The organism is Streptomyces sp. NPDC050448 (assembly GCF_040655295.1).
Classification (GTDB): Bacteria; Actinomycetota; Actinomycetes; order Streptomycetales; family Streptomycetaceae; genus Streptomyces.
The window spans coordinates 48,479-66,067 of the sequence record NZ_JBFAJR010000024.1; the positions used below are offsets into that span (position 1 = coordinate 48,479).

The following is a 17,589-nucleotide window of genomic DNA, read 5'->3' on the forward strand; positions in this document are numbered from 1 at the left end:
GGGCCGGCCGTCGCCGTGAGGGGAGCACGGGCTTGCGCAGTTCGACTGTGCGCCATCCCTCGATAGGGGCATGTTCATGTCGCCCTCCTACGGTCGGCGTGCCCGAGCAGCACTTCCGAGGGGGACCTCCCGCACATGCGTCGCAGTTCCGCAAATACAGCGAAGACACTGACCGTCCTGGCCCTTGCCGGCGCCGTGGCCGCCGGTACGGCCGTCGCCGCCAACTCCGCCACCCAGCAGGGCGATCAGGGGAGGGAGATCCACAACGTCATCTACCTCCTCGGCGACGGCATGGGCCGCACCCATGTCACCGCCGCCCGCGACCGCTACTACGGGGCCGGCGGCAAGCTCACCATGGAGACCCTCCCGTTCACGGGCGCGGTCGCCACGTACGCCGTGGAGAAGGGCAGCCAGAAGCCCGCGCTGGTCACCGACTCCGCCAGCTCCGCCACCGCCTGGTCCTCCGGCGTCAAGACGTACAACGCCGCCATCGGCGTCGACGCGTACGAGAAGAAGACCGCCACGCTGATGGAGCAGGCCAAGGCGGCCGGCTTCGCCACCGGCGACGTCTCCACCGCCGAGGTCACCGACGCCACCCCGGCGGCGCAGTTCAGCCACGCGCTGCTGCGCGGCTGCCAGGGCCCGGTCTACTCCGACGCCGCCTGCCTCCCCAAGAAGGAGGACGGCACGTACGAGCCGGCGCCCCAGGACAAGACGCTGATCACGCCGATCGCCGAGCAGATCGCCCGCAACGGCACCGCCGACGTCATCCTCGGCGGCGGCCTCGCCCGCTTCGAGCCGGACGACCAGAAGGCGCTGCAGGCCCAGGGCTACCAGGTCCTCGGCAGCTTCGGCGACCCGGCGCTGCCCGCCCAGACCGCCGCCAGCCAGAAGGCCGCCACCAAGAGCGACCTGGACAAGGCCAACGGCAAGAAGGTCGTCGGTCTGTTCAACCGCGGCAACCTGACCGTCGAGCAGGCCAAGGCCTCCCTGCCCGCGGACGCCCCGCAGAAGCAGGAGCCGACGCTCGCGGACATGACCAAGAAGTCGATCTCGCTGCTGACCGACCGCAAGCAGCAGGACCGCAGGAAGAACAAGGGCTTCTTCCTCCAGGTCGAGGGCGCCCAGATCGACAAGCGCTCGCACGCCAACGACGCCGCGCAGACGCTCGGCGAGGTCAAGGCCTTCGACGACGCGGTCAAGGCCGCGTACGAGTTCGCGAAGAAGGACGGCCACACCCTCGTGATCGTCACGGCGGACCACGAGTGCGCCGGCTTCAACATCATCGAGCACGGCACCTACACCAACGCCGAGGCCGTCGCGCCTCCGGCCAACGTGGACGCGGGCAACCCGGCGAACAACAGCGCCCCCTCGCGCACCGTTTCGGGTGCCAAGGACCCGGCCCGCTCCAGCGGTGCCGTCAACGGCGCGGGTTCGGGCGACGCGAAGAACTTCGCCCCGGCCACGTTCCGTACGCCCGACGACCCGGCGGGCGTCAAGGACGGCAGCACTGACGCGAGCCTGTGGCTGACGTACCTGTCCGGCAACCACACCGGCGCCGACGTGCCGATCTTCGCCTACGGCCCCGGCGGCAGCGCCTTCGCCGCCAGCCAGAACAACACGGAGCTGTACGGGAAGATGTACCGCGCTCTGTTCAACCGGGCTCCCCAGCAGCACTGACCCTCGGGCAGCCGGGGCCGGGAGGGCAGGTCCCTCCCGGCCCCGGCCCCTTCAGGAGCGTACCGATGAGAATCCTCCCCCGCGGAGCGGCCGCCGCGCTGGCCGCCACCGCCTTCCTCGTGTTCGCCGCCGGCTGCTCCGGCAGCCCGGACGCCGACGGCGCCAAGGGCGGCGCCGGGAAGCCGGCCGGCTCCGCCGCCCAGGTCGCGATGCCCGCGCCCAGCGGCGCACCCGCACCTGCGGCGGTCCTCGCCCCGCCGGCCAAGCCGGGTGAAATCCGCCTCGAGCCGGGCCCGTTCACCGACCGGGTGCAGCTGACGGCGCTCACGCTCGTGCCCGCCGGGAAGCCGGGCGTCACCGGGCACCTGGCCATCACCTCGGACGTCAGCGACGTACTGAGCCTGGACCTGCGCGCCGCGTACTACGACGCGGACGGCCGGCTCCTGGGGACCGGCACCTTCCACTACCAGGAGGAAGGCACGGACGGGCCCGGCGGTGACCACCACGACGGCCCGCGCGCGGCCGAGAACGGGATCGACTTCACCGTGCCCGCGGATCAGCTCACCGGCACCCCGTCCAGCGCCGTCCTCTCCCTCCCGGTCCTGGTCAACGAATAGGGACCGGCGCGCGGCGTCACGAACCGACGGCACGAGTACCCCGTACGGCCGCTTCCGCCGTGCGGGGCTTTCGCGTCCGGCCGCACCGGCCGGCCGCGACACCCGATCGGGCGCACTGCCTCCGGCCCGCGTTCACCGGCGCGCCCCCCGGGTAGACCGTGCGCATCGCGGACGGTTCCGGCCCGACCGGCCGACGCGGACGTCTCCCGGTGGAGGGATGCTGATGAAGGTGGAGGCCGCGGTGGCCGTCGGCGCGTACCTACGGCGGGAGCGGGACCGGCTGGTCTCACGGGAACCGCTCGTACGGCGGGACCGGCCGGGGGCGGTGAAGGCGATGCGCAGTGCCTCGCGCCGGCTGCGCAGCGTCTGGCACACGCTGACGGAGACGGAGACGGAGACGGAGGCAGGCAGCGGAGGCGCAAACGGCGGGCTGCTCGCCGAGTGCACCTGGCTGGGCGAACACCTGGGCGTGGTCCGGCATCTCGACGAGACCGCGCACCGCGTACGGCGGCACCCGGGGATGGCCGGCCCTCCCGCGCGCTGGGCGATCGAGCGCCTCGCGCGATCGCGGGACCCCGCGCGGCAGGAACTGCTGGGCGTTCTCGACGGGGCCCGCTACGCCTCGTTGGTCGCGGTCCTGGACGCGAAGGCCGACGCCCCGGTGCCGGAGTCGGCCGCCGTCGGACTCGGCGGCCGGTTCTGCGCGGCGTGGCCGCCGCTCCTCGACGAGCTCGCGGCAGCGGCGGCCATCACGGACGCCGAGGCGCGGGCGGACGCGCTGCACGAGGTCCGCAGGGCCGCCAAGCCCCTGCTGGACACCGGCCGCAGCGTGGCCCGGGCGTACCCGGACCTGCTCCGGCATCCGCTGCGCCGCCTCACCGCGCTCCACGACCTGCTGGGCGAGCACCAGGACAGCACCGTCTGCCGTCGTACGCTCGAGCCGTGGCCGGCCGAGGCGCCCGACCGGGTCGTACGGGAGGCCCTGCGCGCGCTGGCGGAGCACGAGTGGGTCACCGCCGCCGCGGCGGAATCACGCCTGCCGGCACTGCACGAAGAGCTCACCGCCCTGCGCCCCGGCAGCTGACCCCGCACACCGCGTCATGCCGTCACACCGTCATGCCGTCAAAGACGGGGCTTCGCGCGGACGTGCATGCGCTCGCCCTGTCTCCCGAAGAGGCTGAGGATCTCGACGGGCCGTCCATCGGCGCTGCTGAACCAGTGGGGCAGCCGGGTGTCGAACTCGGCGACCTCGCCGGGGCCGAGGACCAGATCGTGTTCGGCGAGCACCAGCCGCAGCCGGCCCTCCAGCACGTACATCCACTCGTAGCCCTCGTGCGTACGGAGGTCGGGCTCGGCACCCCGGTCTGAGATGACCATCTTGTACGCCTGGAGCGGGCCCGGGCTCCGCGACAGCGGGACGAACGTACCGCCGTTCGCCAGCGTACGGGGTGTCAGCCGGACCCGGGGATCGCCCACTTCGGGCGCGCCCACCAGGTCGTCCAGGGGCACGTGGTACGCACCGGCCAGCGGCAGCAGCAGCTCCAGGCTGGGGCGGCGCTGCCCGGACTCCAGCCGGGACAGGGTGCTCTTGGAGATGCCGGTCGCCTCGGAGAGCGCGGCCAGAGTGAGGCCGCGCTTGGCACGCAGCCGCTTGAGCCGGGGGCCGACCTCGTCGAGCACCGCCTGGTACGGCGGCGGTGTGTCCGATGGCGTGTCCGATGGTGTTTCCATGCGGGCATTCCACCTCGCCGTCCCGGAAACAGCAACAAGAATTGTCGTCACGGATCCGCGGGGGCAGGCTCCACGACATGAGCCCACACAGTGATTCCAGCCCCGCACATGCACATGCACACGGGCACAGACACGGTCACGACGACGGACGCCACTCCACCGACATCGACTGGGCCGTCATGGCAGCCCAGCTCGAGAGCAGCGGCGAACTGCAGCTCCCGGTCCTCCGCCGGACGGCGGCCCACCTGAGCGAGCTGCTCGGCCCCTCGACGGAGGTCCGGCGCATCCTCGACATCGGCAGCGGGCCGGGCGTGATGACCTGCGTGCTCGCCGAAACCTTCGCAGACGCCGAGACCGTCGCCGTGGACGGCACGCCCGGGCTGCTGGACCGCACCCTCGCCCGCGCCGAGCGGCTCGGCCTCGGCGGCAGGGTGACCGTACGGCACGCGGAACTGCCCGACGGCCTGGACGGCGGTGACGGGCTCGGCACGGCGGATCTGATCTGGAGCAGCAAAGCCGTGCACCACCTCGGCGATCAGGAGGGCGCACTGAAGGCCCTCGCCGGTCTGCTGAGGCCCGGCGGGGTGCTCGCCGTGGCGGAGGGCGGTCTGCCGATGCGCTTCCTCCCGCGCGAGATCGGGATCGGCAGACCGGGTCTCCAGGCCCGGCTCGACGCCGCCCAGGAGCACTGGTTCGAGATCATGCGCGCCGAGCTCCCGGGCAGCACCGACGTCGTCGAGGACTGGCCCGCGATGCTCGGCCGTGCCGGGCTCACCCGCTGCGGCGGATTCACCTACCTCCTCGACCTGCCGGCCCCGCTGGACGGGACGGCCCGCGCCTTCCTGCACGCCCAGCTGACCCGACTGCGGGAGGTCGCGAGCGACCTCCTGGACGCGGAGGACCTCGAGACGCTCGACGCACTGCTCGATCCCGAGGCGCAGCAGGGCATCCTGCGCCGGCCCGACGCCTTCCTCCTTTCCGCCACCACCGTCTTCACGGGCGTGCGCGCGGCCGCCGGCGAGCGGAGTGCACGATGAAACCGCTCGGTGCGGGGCGCGTCCAAGCGGTATCCGCGAGTGCCGAGAGGACGATGCCCTCGGTCCGGTGGGCCCTCGCCGGCCTCTCCTTGTCCATGCTGCTGTCCTCGCTTGGCACCAGCACCGCCAACGTCGGCCTGCCCACACTGGCGCACGCGTTCAGCGCCTCGTTCCAGCAGGTCCAGTGGATCGTCCTCGCCTATCTCCTCGCCATCACGACCCTGATCGTCAGCGTCGGCCGGCTCGGTGACATGATCGGCCGCCGCAGGCTGCTCCTGTCCGGGATCTCCCTGTTCACGGTGGCCTCGGTGCTGTGCGGCCTCGCGCCCTCGCTCTGGCTGCTGATCGCCGCCCGCGCGGCGCAGGGCCTCGGAGCGGCCACCATGATGGCCCTCACCATGGCCTTCGTCGGCGAGACGGTCCCGAAGGAGCGGACCGGCAGCGCCATGGGGCTGCTCGGCACCATGTCCTCGGTCGGCACGGCCCTCGGCCCCTCGCTCGGCGGCTTGCTGGTCGCCGGCCCGGGCTGGCGGGCGATCTTCCTCGTCAACGTGCCGCTGGGCGTCCTCGCACTCCTCCTGGCCCGCCGCCACCTGCCCGTCGACCGGCGGAACGCGCAGACAGGCCGGGGCCGGTTCGACCACGTGGGCACGCTGCTCCTCGCGCTGACGCTCGGGGCGTACGCGCTGGCCATGACCGTGGGGCGCGGCAGTTTCGGTCCGCTCAACATCGCTCTGCTGTCGGCCGCCGCCCTCGGAGTGGGCCTGTTCGTACGGGCCGAGGCGCGAGCGGCATCCCCGTTGATCCGGTTGGCCGTCTTCCGCGATCCGCTGCTGAGTGCGAGCCTCGCCATGAGCACGCTCGTCTCCACCGTGATGATGACGACGCTGGTGGTCGGGCCGTTCTACCTCTCCCGCGCCCTCGGGCTCGACGAGGCCCTGGTGGGACTCGTCCTGTCGGCCGGTCCGCTCGTCGCCGCGCTGACCGGTGTGCCGGCCGGTCGCATCGCGGACCGTTTCGGCGCACAGCGCATGACCATCGCGGGGCTCGCAGGCGTGGCCGCAGGCTGCTTCGTGCTGTCCCTCACGTCGGCGACGCTCGGGGTGGCCGGCTACATCGTTCCCCTCGTGGTCACCACCGCCGGGTACGCGGTGTTCCAGACGGCCAACAACACCGCCGTCATGGCGGACGTCAGCCCGGACCAGCGGGGCGTCATCTCCGGAGTGCTCAACCTGTCCCGCAACCTCGGGCTCGTCACCGGCGCATCCGTGATGGGCGCCGTGTTCGCGCTCGCGTCGGCGACGACCGACGTCACGACGGCGCAACCCGACGCCGTGGCCCACGGGATGCGGATCACGTTCGCCGTCGCGGCGGCGCTGATCGTCGCCGCGATCGCCCTCGCAGCGGGAGGCCGTTCTCTCGCACGGCGCCGCCCGGGTGGATGATCCGGCGTCAGCGAGGCCCCTCGCACCATTCCAGCGCCAGGCCGGCCACCATGAGTTCCATGGCACGAGCCTGCGCGCCGGACGCCGCGTCACACCAGTCGACGGCAGGCCGCACACCTACCCGTTGGCGTGACAGCAGCCGTCCCGCAGCATCAGGTGCCGTTCCCGGCGCCAGTCCACGCGGTCGGCCCATCGGTGGGCCGGGCCGTCGGCCTCCGGGGTGCAGGCGGCCACGAGGTCGCCGGTCGAGTGGGGTACGCCGCCCCTGAGCACGCCGGATGTCCGGACCAGCGTGTCGAAGTCGGTGAACGGGTCTCCGTCCACGACCGTGAGGTCGGCGATCCTGCCGGGCCGGACCGTGCCGAGTTCACCGCCGAGGCCGAAGAGCCGCGCCGGCAGGACGGTCACCGTGCGCAGGGCCTCGGCCGGGGACAGCCCGCCCCGGTGCAGGGCGCGCAGCCCCAGGTGCAGGGAGAGCCCGACCGGGACCAGCGGGGCGTCCGCGCCGAGGGCGACGAGGCCTCCCGCGGCCAGCAGCCTCCGGTAGATGTCGGTCTCCCTGCGCAGCGTCGCCGACTGGGCCGCCGTCGGGGCGGTCCCGGCGGACCGGCGCACCAGATCGGCGTCCCAGGGCGCCATGACCGCCGTGACCCGCCGGTCGTCGGCCAGCCCCGGATCGGCCCCGAGCAGCGCGGTCGCCGCGAACGGCCTTGCGGCCCGGGCCCCGGCCGCCGCCGCGGGTCCCGCCCCGAGGACCTCCGCGGCGCCGACGGCACCGCCGCCGCGAGCAGCCGGTGGCGGGACAGGGCCCGCGGGTCGATGCCGTCGTGCGCGTTCATCAGCTGCCACGTCTCCGCAGTCGGGGGCCGGGGGCCGGGGGCCGGGGGCCAGGGGTTTGCCGCCCGGCTCAACGACCGGCCGACCCCGCGGTCACCACGTGGGGGACGGGGGCCCGCGTGACACGGCGCACACGTGCGGGCCGAGTGCCGGTGCGGCGGTGCGGGCACGTTCAGGGGGCGACACAATGACCACTGTTGTTCTCTTTGATCCAGTACGGAGGAGTGGGCGGATGCTCAACGAAAGAGCGGGGCAGCAGGCGCGCCCGGAGGACCTGATCGACGTGGCCCGGCTCGTGACCGCGTACTACGCCCTGCACCCCGATCCGGCGGATCCCGGCCAGCGCGTCACCTTCGGCACGTCGGGACACCGCGGCTCCTCCCTCTCCACGGCCTTCAACGAGGACCACATCGCCGCGACCAGCCAGGCGATCTGCGAGTACCGGGCCCAGCAGGGCATCGACGGCCCCCTCTTCCTCGGCGCGGACACCCATGCCCTGTCCGAACCCGCCCGGGTGACCGCCCTCGAGGTCTTCGCCGCCAACGACGTGACCGTGCTCGTCGACGAAGCCGACGGCTACACCCCGACGCCCGCGGTCTCGCACGCCATCCTCACCCACAACCGCGGGCGCACCTCGGCCCTGGCCGACGGAGTGGTGGTCACCCCCTCGCACAATCCGCCGGCGGACGGCGGCTTCAAGTACAACCCGCCGCACGGCGGGCCCGCCGGCTCCGAGGCGACCGGCTGGATCCAGGAGCGCGCCAACGAGATCATCACCGGCGGCATGAAGGAAGTTCGGCGGCTGCCCTTCGCACGGGCCGCGGCGGCGCCGACCACGCGTACGTACGACTTCCTCGGCGCGTACGTGCGCGATCTGCCGTCCGTGCTCGACCTGGACGCCGTACGCGCCGCGGGCGTGCGCATCGGGGCGGACCCGCTCGGCGGGGCCTCCGTGGCGTACTGGGGGCGGATCGCCGAGGAACACCGCCTCGACCTGACCGTGGTCAACCCGCACACCGACCCCACCTGGCGGTTCATGACGCTGGACTGGGACGGCAAGATCCGGATGGACTGCTCCTCCCCGTACGCGATGGCCTCGCTGATCGAGGGCCGGGACCGGTTCCGGATCGCCACCGGCAACGACGCGGACGCCGACCGGCACGGCATCGTGACACCGGACGGCGGTCTGATGAACCCCAACCACTACCTCGCCACCGCGATCGAGTACCTCTACAGCCACCGCGGGCAGTGGCCGGCGGACGCGGGCATCGGCAAGACGCTGGTGTCCTCGGGCATGATCGACCGGGTGGCCGCCGACCTGGGCCGCGAACTGGTGGAGGTGCCCGTCGGTTTCAAGTGGTTCGTGGACGGGCTCCGCGCAGGCACCATCGGCTTCGGCGGTGAGGAATCGGCCGGGGCCTCCTTCCTGCGCCGCGACGGCTCGGTGTGGACCACCGACAAGGACGGCATCATCCTGGCCCTGCTGGCCTCCGAGATGCTGGCGGTGACGGGGCAGACCCCGAGCGAGCGGTACGCCGGCCTCACGGCCCGCTTCGGCGAGCCGGCGTACGCCCGGATCGACGCCCCGGCCACCCGGGAGGAGAAGGCGGTACTGGGCCGGCTGTCCCCCGAGCAGGTCACCGCCGACACCTTGGCGGGAGAGCCGGTCACGGCGGTGCTGACGGAGGCTCCCGGGAACGGAGCCGCCATCGGAGGCATCAAGGTCACCACCGAGCACGCCTGGTTCGCGGCCCGCCCGTCGGGCACGGAGGACGTCTACAAGATCTACGCCGAGTCCTTCCTGGGCCCCGACCACCTGGGCCGCGTACAAGAGGAGGCCCGGTCCGTCGTATCGGCGGCACTCGCCGACTGATTTCCGCCTGTGGGGAATCGGCCGGGAGGCGCCGAACGCGGACGTGGTGGACGTGGTTGGACGGGGGAAGCCCCCTCGGCCCCCCGGTGACGGCCCCCCGGTGACGGCCCCCCGGTGACGGCCCCACGGCTTCCGGCCACCCCGGCAGGGGACCCGGCAGTGCGGGGCGGCTGCGCCCGGTAGGGCGCGGTTCCACCCGCGCACCGGTCGGGTGTCCGGCATCGCACGAACCTCCCACCCCGGCCGGAAAGTCTCAGTAGGGTGGCGGACTCCGGGAGGTCGCGCGGAGGGAGCGGGTATGCGAGGCGGTACGGTCGCGGTGGTGGGCGGCAGCATTGCGGGCTGCGCGTTGGCGTCGGCGGCGGCCCGTGCGGGAGCCGACGAGGTGGTGGTGCTGGAGCGCACCCACGGACGGCTGGCGGACCGGGGACTCGGGCTGTGCATCCACGACGGGCGGGCCGCCGAACTCGCCGCCACCGGCGCGCTGCCCACGGGCATCGCCGCGCACCGGCTGACCCGCCGCAGCTGGGTGGTCCGGGACGATACGGCGGCCGGGCCGGCCGGGAGGGTGTTCTGGGAGCAGCCGTTCCTGTTCCACTCGTACCACTGGGGTCTGCTGTGGCGGGGGCTGCGGGCGGCGACACCCGCTTCGGTGGTCTACCGGCAGGGCGCGGCGGTGACGGGCGTCGCCGGCGCCGGCGAGCGGGCCGAGGTACGGCTGGCGCAGGGCACGACCGAGGCGTTCGACCTGGTCGTCGGCGCCGACGGGTACCGCTCGGTGGTGCGTGAGGCGGTCTGCCCCGAGTCCCGGCCGGCCTACGCCGGTTACGTCTGCTGGCGCGGGAACTTCGACGCCCGGCGGCTGGAGTCGCTCGGCGACGGCGGCTGGTCCCCCGAGTCGGTGACCACCGTCTGTTTCGCCGGCGGAAGCTGCGTCGTCTACCGCATCCCCGGACCGGACGGCCCCCGGGTGAACTGGGTCCTGTACGCCATGCCTCCGCAGACCGGGCGGCTGCCGTTCAACGATCCGACGAGCTTCCCCCCGGGGCAGGTCACCGAGGAACTCACCGCCCACCTGGGCGCGTTGCTCGACCGTGAGTTCCCGCCGTACTGGGCCCAGGTGATCGCGCTGACGGATCCGGCCGACACCTTCGTCCAGCCCATCTACGACCTCGAGACCGCGCGTACGACGGCCGGTCGCCTGCTGCTCGCCGGCGACGCGGCGACCGTGGTGCGCCCGCACAACACCAGCGGGGCGGCCAAGGCCCTCCAGGACGCCACCGCGTTCGAGGACGCCTGGCGGCGGGCCGGCACCTGGGACGAGCTGCTGCACGCGTACCAGGCCGCGCGGGGTGCGGCAGGGCGGGAGCTGGTCGCCCTCGCCCGTCGCCTCGGCCGGGGTCAGGTGGAGCAGCCGCCCGTCTGGGCCACGATGGACCGCCGAGAGGCGGAGTCGTGGTGGCAGGGGCAGCTCGGCGGGGCGGCCGACATAGGCGGCCAGGCCATGACCCCGTAGAGCGCCGCCGGCGGACCGCGGGCATGCCCCGGTCAGCCGGTCAGCCGGTCTTCGCGTATCCCGAGGCCTCGGTGATCAGGCCGTTCTCGACGCGCATCACGTTCACGCAGCGGACGTAGTCCTTGTCCCCGGGGCCGAACAGGAACCTCCAGCGGATCACGGACACCTCGCCCGCGACGAGTACGTCCTCGATCACGAAGGAGTGGGCGGGGTCGGTGGCGAACCCGGCCCAGAACCGGACGCAGTCCTCCGCGCCCTCCAGCCGACTGCCCTCGGGCGCGGGGGAGATGCCCTCCATCACGCAGTCCTCGGCGACGAGGGCGGCGAGACCGGAGGGGTCGTGGTGCTGGAAGACCTCGTTGAAGCGCTCGATGACCTCGGCGGTGGTCAGCGGTGCAGGTGCAGGCGCAGGCGCAGGTTCGGGTGCGGACACGGATGTGGATACGGATTCGGATGCCGACATGGTTCTTCCTCCTGGGCGCTGCCGGTCCGCCGTGGACGCGGGTGGACCGGGGTACGAGGGGATGCTGTACCGGACAGGTGGATCGTCCGCCGCACCGCACCCGCCCGGCAATTCCCTGGGAGGAATGACCTGCCCCGGCACGGCGGTCAGCGCACCCGGGCCGCGACCCCGTCGGGCATGCAGGCGCGCCCGAAGCCGAAGCGCTGACGTCAACAAGGTCGGCGCCGACGGACTCCACCACATCGCCGACGTCGTCCGCAAGCAGTACCACCAGGAGGCGGTGCGCATCTTCCGCGGCTCAGGCCAAGGCTTTCAAGTCCTGGTACTGGAACCCCAACGGATCAAGAACCGGGGCAGCCGCCGGGGCTCCAACCGTTCGACGCTCACCCGTCGCCGCGCCCTCGGTCAGCGGGCGCGGGCGACCGGGGGGCGCCCGTACGAGCGGCCGCCCGCCGGGTGGCCGACCCGTCCCGCCACGCTCCGGCGCCGGCCGATCCCGCTCGGCAACACGCCGGGCACTGAGCGGGGCGGCGGCTTCGCGGCCTACGCTGGAGACGGCGGCCGTCCGCGGTGAGCGGCCCGGGCGGCCGCCCCGGTGGCTGCGGGCACGTACCCCTCCTTGAATCCCGCGCCCGCGGCGCCGGCCCGGCGGGCCGGGGGAGCCGCCGCGGTGGGAGAGTGGATGCCATGTGCGGTCGATATGCCTCCAGCCGGGCCCCCGAAGACCTGGCCGGCTTGTTCGAGGCCCGCTGGGATCCCCGGGAGACGCTGGCGCCGAGCTGGAACGTGGCCCCCACCGACCAGGTATGGGCCGTCCTCGAGCGCCCCGACCGCGGGACCGGGGAGGTGGAGCGCCGGCTCCGCACCCTGCGGTGGGGCCTGGTCCCTTCCTGGGCGAAGGACCCGGACGGGGGCGCCCGGATGATCAACGCGCGGGTCGAGACGGTGCACGAGAAACCTGCCTACCGCCGTGCGTTCACCCGGCGCCGGTGCCTGCTGCCCGCGGACGGGTTCTACGAATGGCAGCCCGTGGCCGCCACCGCCACGGAGAAGGCGTACAAGCAGCCGTACTTCATCGCCCCCGAGGACGCCGGGGTGATGGCCATGGCCGGGCTGTACGAGTTCTGGCGCGACCCGGCCGTGACCGACGAGGACGACCCGGCCGCCTGGCTCACCACCGCCACGATCATCACGACGGAGGCCGTCGACGCGGCCGGCCGGATCCACCCCCGCATGCCCCTGGCGGTGGCCCCGGGAGACCACGATGCCTGGCTGGATCCCGGCCACCAGGACGTGCACGCCCTCAGGGCACTGCTTCACACCCCGGCCGACGGCCGCCTCGACGTACGGGCGGTCTCCACGGCGGTCAACAGCGTCCGTAACAATGGCCCCGAGCTGCTGGACGCCCCCGCCCCATCCTGAGCACGTCCCGTCCCGGGGCGGTCGGCGGGCCCGTACGGCCGGGCCGTGTGCTCCGGCGCCCTCGGGCCCCGGGGTGGTGGCCCTGCGGCTCCGCAAGCCCGCGCAGCGGAGGCCGGCCGAATCGCCCGCCTCCGCTGCGCTGCCTGATCACACCCCGGCGGCGGTGACGATCGCGTCGGTCGCGAAGCCGAGGAGCAGGCCGAGCAGGATGCACCAGGCGGTCAGTTCCTTGGTCGCCGCGCTGCGCCGGGCGACGGCCAGCAGCTCGATGACGACGTACAGGATCGATCCGGTGGCCAGGCCGAGGAAGGCGATCGACAGCGTGTCGTTGACGAGGTGCTGTCCGAGCAGGGTCCCGAGGAAGGTGGGTCCGCCGCCGACGACGCCCAGCAGTGCGAGTGTGCCCCACGACGGGCGTTCGCCCTCGGCGGCGAGCGGGGCGACGATGCCGAAGCCCTCGGTGGCGTTGTGCAGGCCGAAGCCGACCACGAGCAGGACGGCGAGCGAGATCTCGCCCTGCGCGGCGGAGTTCCCGATGGCGAGGCCCTCGGCGAAGTTGTGCAGGCCGATCCCGGTGGCGATCATCAGGGCCAGCTGGCCTGCCTGCGAGCGTACGGCGGGAGCGAGCTCGGTGGCTGCCGCTGCGCCCGGCCCGGCGGGCAGCGCCGCCTTCGCCCGCCGCCCCGCGGCCCACCGGTCGTAGTGCACGAGCCCACCCAGCCCGGCCGCCAGACCGGCGGCGAGCACCAGCCCTCCACTGACCGAGGAGCCCCACTTCCCATCGGCCAGCGCCCCGTCGATCGGCTCCCAGGCGTGGCTGAGTATGTCCCACACCAGGAAGATCAGAATGCCGATCGCGACGGCGTTCAGCCCGGCCTTGAGCCGGGGCGCCGCATTGCGCAGACGACCGATCGGCAGTCCGAGGAAGATGGTGAGACCCGCGATGGCGCCGAGCAGCGCGATCTGCGATCCGGACATGGAGACTCCACAGGAGAAGGGCAGCAAAAAGTTGACCCACCTCCGGAGTGAGGTAAGGCTGGGCTAACCATAGACCTCGCTCCAGCCCTCGTCTACGCGCTGTAGACGTTTTGTGTGCGGTTGCCGTTTGCGTCGTCCGGTCAGGCTCCGGTGGATCGGCGGGGGAGCGATGCCGTCGCCTTCATCAGGGCCGGGATCAGCCAGTAGGCCACGGTCGGGACCACGACCGCCGTGAGTATCAGGGTGCGCAGGACCAGCGGCAGGCCGTTCATGTACGGGCCCAGGAGGGCGAGGGTGAGCGTGATCGTCGGGTAGACGGCGAGCCAGGTGACGAAGGCGCGGCGGTGGGCGGAGGGCGGAGCGGGCGGAGTCGTCGGAACTGTGGACATGAGGTTCCCCCTGGGTGCGTGACGACTGGCGGATCGAATTTCCAACCAAGCGGTTGGAGTCTTGCACGGACTTGATCTTAAGTCCAACCATTGGGTTGGAAATTCGGTCGAGGGCACTACAGTGCGTGTCATGGCCTGGGACACAGCACGTACCAAACAACTCCTGCTCGACGCAGCGGTGGAAGAGTTCGCCGAGCACGGGTTCGACGGCGCCCGGGTTGCGCGCGTGGCCACTGGTGCAGGCGTCAACAAGGAGCGGATCTACCAGTATTTCGGCAGCAAGGAGAAGCTGTTCTGCGCGGTGCTGGAGACCGAACTGGCGAAGGTCGCCGCAGCCGTCCCGCTCACGGAGGCGCAGGCCCGTGACCTGGGCGATTACGCCGGCCGGGTCTACGACTACCACCGCGCCCACCCGCACTTCATGCGGCTCCTGGCCTGGGAGGGCCTCCAGTGCGCGGACCAGCCGGCCGCCCAGTGCGAGCGCACCGACCACTACGCCGAGAAGATCGCAGCCATCGCCGCGGCCCAGCGGGACGGCGGCATCACCGGCGAGTCCAGCCCGGCACGGCTGCTGCACACGGTGCTGTCGGTGGTCGCCTCGTGGTTCACGCTGCCGCAGCTCGCCCGTTTCCTGGTGCCGGAGAACCTGGACGCGGGGCCGGACGCGCAGCGGGAGGCGCTGGTGGCGACGGTCCGCAGGCTGACCGGCTGACCGGCTGACCGGCTGATCGGTGGACGTGAGGGAGCCGATCACACGGTGGCTCCCGCGGCGGCCGGACCCCGTACGGCCAGGGCCTGCGGAGCGCGGCCCGGATGCGCAGGCAGGCGCAGCGGACGGCTGCCCGGAGTGAGCGACCCCAGGACTCGCGGCCCGGCGGCTCCGGTGCACCCCGGGGCATTGCCTGGGAGGCCGTGCAGCGTGAGGTACCCGAGCACCGCGAACGCGTACGCCTCCTTCGCCTCAGCGGGCAGCCCCAGCTCCTGCGACACGCGTACCGCCGTGCTGCCCGCCAGCTCGTCGCGGAGCATCGCCATCAGCGTCGGATTGCGCACCCCTCCACCCGACACGAAGACCTCGGTGGCTGCGAGAGAGCGCAGCGCATCGGCCGCCGTGCGGGCGGTCAGACGCGTCAGCGTGGCGACGAGATCCTGCGGCCGGAGCTCACCGAACCCCGCGAGCCGCGCCCGGAGGTAGCCCACGTGAAACAGCTCCTTGCCCGTCGTCCGGGGAGCCGGCATCCGGTAGTACGGCTCCCCGGACAGCAGCCGGTCCAGCAGCCCCTCGTGGACGCGCCCGGCGGCAGCGCGCACGCCGTCCTCGTCGTACGCGAGCCGCCCGGCGGTCAGTTCACGGACCGCGGCGTCGATCAGCGCGTTGCCCGGGCCGATGTCGAACGCCACGGGATCGGCGCCCGCCGGCAGTACGGTGACGTTGGCGATGCCCCCGATATTCAGGGCCGCGGGCACCCCGGGGCGCCCGCGCAGGAGCATCAGGTCGATCAGGCTGACCAGCGGCGCCCCCTGCCCGCCCGCCGCCACGTCGCGCGTCCGGAAGCCGGAGACGACCGGGCAGCCGCTGCGCTCCGCGATCCAGGCCGGTTCGCCGAGCTGCAGTGTGCCGTGCACCTGGCCGTCCTCGGCCCAGTGGTACACCGTCTGCCCGTGGGAGGCGACCAACTCGGCCCGCCCTGCGCACAGTTCCCGGTCGGCGCGGGCGGCGAGAGCCGCGAAGGCCTGCCCGATCCGGGTGTCGAGGCGGCAGACGTCGGCCAGGGAGGTGGCCGCGGGCGGCAGGGCGGCGGCGAGGGCCTCCCGTACGTCGGCCGCGTACGGCTCGCTGACCATGCCGAGCGGCACGAGGTGCAGCGTGCCGTCCTCCGCGGACAGCTCGAGGTCGGCGGCAGCGGCGTCGACGGCGTCGTACGAGGTTCCCGACATCAGCCCGATCACCCTCATCGCAGCGGTTCCCGGTGGTCGCGGCCGCGCAGGGCCAGCAGCGCGGGACAGCTGAGGGCGCAGGCGCCGGCGGCGTAGTACGCGGGCACGGCGGTGTCTCCCGTCCTGGCGATGAGGGTGGTGATGACGAGTCCGGCGCAGCCGGAGAACACCGCATTGGCGAGGGCATAGGCCAGTCCGAGCCCGGTACAGCGGACCCTCCGCGGGAACATCTCGGCGAGCATGGCCGGCCCGGGTCCGGCCAGCAGGCCGACCAGCGCACCCGCGAGCAGCACGGCGCCGGCCCTGGCCCACGGCGACGCGCCGGGGGACTGGAGCAGGTGGACGAGGGGGAGGGCGAGCACCACGACGCCGAGGGCTCCGCACAGCATCACCGGGCGCCGGCCGATCCGGTCGCTGAGCGCCCCGGCGGGCAGGATCGACGCCGCGAACCCGGCATTGGCGAGGGCGGTGGCGATCAGGGCCTCGCGGAGGGAGGCACCGAGAGCCGCCTGCAGATAGGACGGCAGGACGACGAGGAAGGTGTACCCGGCCGCAGACCAGCCCATGATCCGCCCGATGCCGAGTACGACGGCGCGCGCCAGTTCCCGGGCGCCCACCGCCGGGACCGCCCCGACCGCACTCCCGGCCGCGCTGCGCGCCGGGGGAGCGCCGGGCGGCTCCTCCAGTGCCGTGCGCAGCCACAGCGCCACGGCACCCAGCGGCAGGGCCAGCAGGAACGGGATCCGCCAGCCCCACGTGTGCAGGGCTTCGGCGGGCAGGGCGGTCGCCAGGGTCGCGGCCGTACCGGCCCCGGTGAGCAGGCCGAGCGCGACGGTGAAGGACTGCCACGCGCCGTAGAGGCCGCGGCGGCCGACGGGTGCGTACTCCGTCATGAGGGAGACGGCCCCGCCGAACTCGCCGCCCGCGGAGAGTCCTTGCAGTACCCGCAGGAGCGTCAGAAGCCAGGGGGCGGCGGCGCCGATGGCGGCGCGGGTCGGCAGGAGGCCGATCGTCGCGGTGGCGAGGGTCATGAGGCCGACGACCACGATCAGGGTGGGCCGTCGCCCGAGGCGGTCGCCGAGCCGTCCGAACAGTACGGCGCCGACGGGCCGGAAGAAGAACGCCAGCGCGAAGGAGGCGTACGTCGCCACCAGCGCCTCGGCGCCGCCGGTCCCGGCGGCTCCGCTCGCGCCCGGCGTGAAGAAGTTCGCCGCGATGACGGTGGCCAGGCAGCCGTAGACGCCGAACTCGTACCACTCGACGAGGTTGCCGACCGAACCGGCGAGCAGTGCCCGACGGGACGTGGTGCGGCGGGCGGCCGCGGAGCGCAGCTCGAGAGGTCTCACCCGTGCTGCGTGCCCGCTCGCCGCCGCAGTGACGCCTGCGGCGGTGATGGTTCAGCAGATCGGCGGCGCCGCGAACGGGCGCCGCACCGGAAACCCGGGCCCGCTCGGATCACCGGGGTCCGGTACCGGGGTCAGAGGTGCTCGCCGGACAGCAGGGGTTCGCACGCGACTCCGGGGACAGGTACGGGGAGTCCGGCCGCCAGTCGCCGGAGAACTCGGCGTGCACCCCTTCGGTGCCACTCGCCCAGCAGGCGCGATCGCCCGCGTAGAGGACGAGGTTGCCGTCGTACTGCCGTCGTACTGCATCTCCGATACGT

The 17,589-nt window shown here is 73.2% G+C and carries 15 protein-coding genes and 1 pseudogene; 9 read left to right on the forward strand and 7 right to left on the reverse strand.

Going from position 1 to position 17,589, the window contains the following annotated elements:
- The first annotated feature begins 135 nt into the window (after window positions 1–135).
- The 3 genes from AB0I68_RS25725 (at window position 136) to AB0I68_RS25735 (ending at window position 3,381) form a co-directional block, all read left to right on the forward strand.
- Window positions 136–1,680, forward strand: a complete 1,545-nt coding sequence (locus tag AB0I68_RS25725; RefSeq protein ID WP_363179718.1) for an alkaline phosphatase — start codon at window positions 136–138, stop codon at window positions 1,678–1,680.
- A 65-nt stretch (window positions 1,681–1,745) separates the two neighbouring features.
- Window positions 1,746–2,297, forward strand: a complete 552-nt coding sequence (locus tag AB0I68_RS25730; protein ID WP_363179719.1) for a hypothetical protein — start codon at window positions 1,746–1,748, stop codon at window positions 2,295–2,297.
- Window positions 2,298–2,514: 217 nt separating this feature from the next.
- Complete coding sequence (locus AB0I68_RS25735; protein ID WP_363179720.1) at window positions 2,515–3,381, forward strand: CHAD domain-containing protein; 867 nt, start codon at window positions 2,515–2,517, stop codon at window positions 3,379–3,381.
- Window positions 3,382–3,419: 38 nt separating this feature from the next.
- Here the strand turns inward: AB0I68_RS25735 and AB0I68_RS25740 are convergent, their stop codons facing one another.
- Window positions 3,420–4,028 carry an XRE family transcriptional regulator gene (locus AB0I68_RS25740; protein ID WP_363179722.1) on the reverse strand — a complete coding sequence of 203 codons (609 nt, stop codon included), beginning with the start codon at window positions 4,026–4,028 and terminating at the stop codon, window positions 3,420–3,422.
- A gap of 179 nt (window positions 4,029–4,207) precedes the next feature.
- Here AB0I68_RS25740 and AB0I68_RS25745 point away from each other — a divergent pair, with 179 nt between their 5' ends.
- Both AB0I68_RS25745 and AB0I68_RS25750 read left to right on the forward strand, forming a co-directional pair.
- Window positions 4,208–5,065, forward strand: coding sequence for a class I SAM-dependent methyltransferase (locus AB0I68_RS25745; protein WP_363179723.1), 858 nt, complete (start codon window positions 4,208–4,210; stop codon window positions 5,063–5,065).
- Between the two features lie 53 nt (window positions 5,066–5,118).
- Window positions 5,119–6,510 (forward strand): MFS transporter, encoded by a 1,392-nt coding sequence (locus AB0I68_RS25750; RefSeq protein ID WP_363179724.1) that lies wholly within the window; start codon window positions 5,119–5,121, stop codon window positions 6,508–6,510.
- 225 nt (window positions 6,511–6,735) lie between these two features.
- On the opposite strand, the pseudogene AB0I68_RS25755 reads toward AB0I68_RS25750, so the two are convergent.
- Window positions 6,736–7,224, reverse strand: a pseudogene (locus AB0I68_RS25755) (amidohydrolase family protein); the annotation flags it as partial.
- 355 nt (window positions 7,225–7,579) lie between these two features.
- On the opposite strand from AB0I68_RS25755, the gene pgm reads away from it, so the two are divergent.
- Window positions 7,580–9,220 carry a phosphoglucomutase (alpha-D-glucose-1,6-bisphosphate-dependent) gene (pgm, locus tag AB0I68_RS25760; RefSeq protein ID WP_363179725.1) on the forward strand — a complete coding sequence of 547 codons (1,641 nt, stop codon included), beginning with the start codon at window positions 7,580–7,582 and terminating at the stop codon, window positions 9,218–9,220.
- A gap of 298 nt (window positions 9,221–9,518) precedes the next feature.
- Window positions 9,519–10,736, forward strand: coding sequence for an FAD-dependent monooxygenase (locus tag AB0I68_RS25765; protein ID WP_363179726.1), 1,218 nt, complete (start codon window positions 9,519–9,521; stop codon window positions 10,734–10,736).
- A gap of 40 nt (window positions 10,737–10,776) precedes the next feature.
- On the opposite strand, the gene AB0I68_RS25770 is transcribed toward AB0I68_RS25765, so the two are convergent.
- Window positions 10,777–11,199 carry a nuclear transport factor 2 family protein gene (locus AB0I68_RS25770; RefSeq protein WP_363179727.1) on the reverse strand — a complete coding sequence of 141 codons (423 nt, stop codon included), beginning with the start codon at window positions 11,197–11,199 and terminating at the stop codon, window positions 10,777–10,779.
- Window positions 11,200–11,886: 687 nt separating this feature from the next.
- Here AB0I68_RS25770 and AB0I68_RS25775 point away from each other — a divergent pair.
- The gene (locus tag AB0I68_RS25775; RefSeq protein WP_363179728.1) at window positions 11,887–12,621 is read left to right on the forward strand and encodes an SOS response-associated peptidase; all 735 of its coding nucleotides are present in this window, start codon (window positions 11,887–11,889) and stop codon (window positions 12,619–12,621) included.
- A 147-nt stretch (window positions 12,622–12,768) separates the two neighbouring features.
- On the opposite strand, the gene AB0I68_RS25780 is transcribed toward AB0I68_RS25775, so the two are convergent.
- Window positions 12,769–13,599 carry a ZIP family metal transporter gene (locus AB0I68_RS25780; protein ID WP_363179729.1) on the reverse strand — a complete coding sequence of 277 codons (831 nt, stop codon included), beginning with the start codon at window positions 13,597–13,599 and terminating at the stop codon, window positions 12,769–12,771.
- Between the two features lie 140 nt (window positions 13,600–13,739).
- On the reverse strand, window positions 13,740–13,988 hold the full coding sequence (locus AB0I68_RS25785) for a hypothetical protein (protein WP_363179730.1): 249 nt from the start codon (window positions 13,986–13,988) through the stop codon (window positions 13,740–13,742).
- Between the two features lie 130 nt (window positions 13,989–14,118).
- Here AB0I68_RS25785 and AB0I68_RS25790 point away from each other — a divergent pair, with 130 nt between their 5' ends.
- Window positions 14,119–14,700 (forward strand): TetR family transcriptional regulator, encoded by a 582-nt coding sequence (locus AB0I68_RS25790; RefSeq protein ID WP_363179731.1) that lies wholly within the window; start codon window positions 14,119–14,121, stop codon window positions 14,698–14,700.
- Between the two features lie 38 nt (window positions 14,701–14,738).
- Here the strand turns inward: AB0I68_RS25790 and AB0I68_RS25795 are convergent, their stop codons facing one another.
- Together AB0I68_RS25795 and AB0I68_RS25800 are read right to left on the reverse strand one after the other, a co-directional pair.
- Window positions 14,739–15,944: an anhydro-N-acetylmuramic acid kinase gene (locus AB0I68_RS25795; protein ID WP_363179732.1), complete on the reverse strand. Its 1,206-nt coding sequence runs from the start codon at window positions 15,942–15,944 to the stop codon at window positions 14,739–14,741.
- Entirely contained in the window at window positions 15,941–17,272 is a 1,332-nt protein-coding gene (locus AB0I68_RS25800) for an MFS transporter (RefSeq protein ID WP_363179733.1), read from the reverse strand. Before AB0I68_RS25800 ends, AB0I68_RS25795 begins: the two co-directional genes overlap by 4 nt.
- Window positions 17,273–17,589: the final 317 nt, after the last annotated feature.

Bases quoted from the DNA above. Each gene is read 5' to 3' on its own strand.
- AB0I68_RS25745 (WP_363179723.1), top strand. From the start codon at position 4,208: ATGGCAGCCCAGCTCGAGAGCAGCGGCGAACTGCAGCTCCCGGTCCTC.
- AB0I68_RS25740 (WP_363179722.1), bottom strand. From the start codon at position 4,028: ATGGAAACACCATCGGACACGCCATCGGACACACCGCCGCCGTACCAG.
- AB0I68_RS25785 (WP_363179730.1), bottom strand. From the start codon at position 13,988: ATGTCCACAGTTCCGACGACTCCGCCCGCTCCGCCCTCCGCCCACCGC.
- AB0I68_RS25795 (WP_363179732.1), bottom strand. From the start codon at position 15,944: ATGAGGGTGATCGGGCTGATGTCGGGAACCTCGTACGACGCCGTCGAC.
- AB0I68_RS25765 (WP_363179726.1), top strand. From the start codon at position 9,519: ATGCGAGGCGGTACGGTCGCGGTGGTGGGCGGCAGCATTGCGGGCTGC.
- AB0I68_RS25735 (WP_363179720.1), top strand. From the start codon at position 2,515: ATGCTGATGAAGGTGGAGGCCGCGGTGGCCGTCGGCGCGTACCTACGG.
- AB0I68_RS25730 (WP_363179719.1), top strand. From the start codon at position 1,746: ATGAGAATCCTCCCCCGCGGAGCGGCCGCCGCGCTGGCCGCCACCGCC.
- AB0I68_RS25775 (WP_363179728.1), top strand. From the start codon at position 11,887: ATGTGCGGTCGATATGCCTCCAGCCGGGCCCCCGAAGACCTGGCCGGC.
- AB0I68_RS25790 (WP_363179731.1), top strand. From the start codon at position 14,119: ATGGCCTGGGACACAGCACGTACCAAACAACTCCTGCTCGACGCAGCG.
- AB0I68_RS25750 (WP_363179724.1), top strand. From the start codon at position 5,119: ATGCCCTCGGTCCGGTGGGCCCTCGCCGGCCTCTCCTTGTCCATGCTG.
- pgm (WP_363179725.1), top strand. From the start codon at position 7,580: ATGCTCAACGAAAGAGCGGGGCAGCAGGCGCGCCCGGAGGACCTGATC.
- AB0I68_RS25780 (WP_363179729.1), bottom strand. From the start codon at position 13,599: ATGTCCGGATCGCAGATCGCGCTGCTCGGCGCCATCGCGGGTCTCACC.
- AB0I68_RS25725 (WP_363179718.1), top strand. From the start codon at position 136: ATGCGTCGCAGTTCCGCAAATACAGCGAAGACACTGACCGTCCTGGCC.
- AB0I68_RS25770 (WP_363179727.1), bottom strand. From the start codon at position 11,199: ATGTCGGCATCCGAATCCGTATCCACATCCGTGTCCGCACCCGAACCT.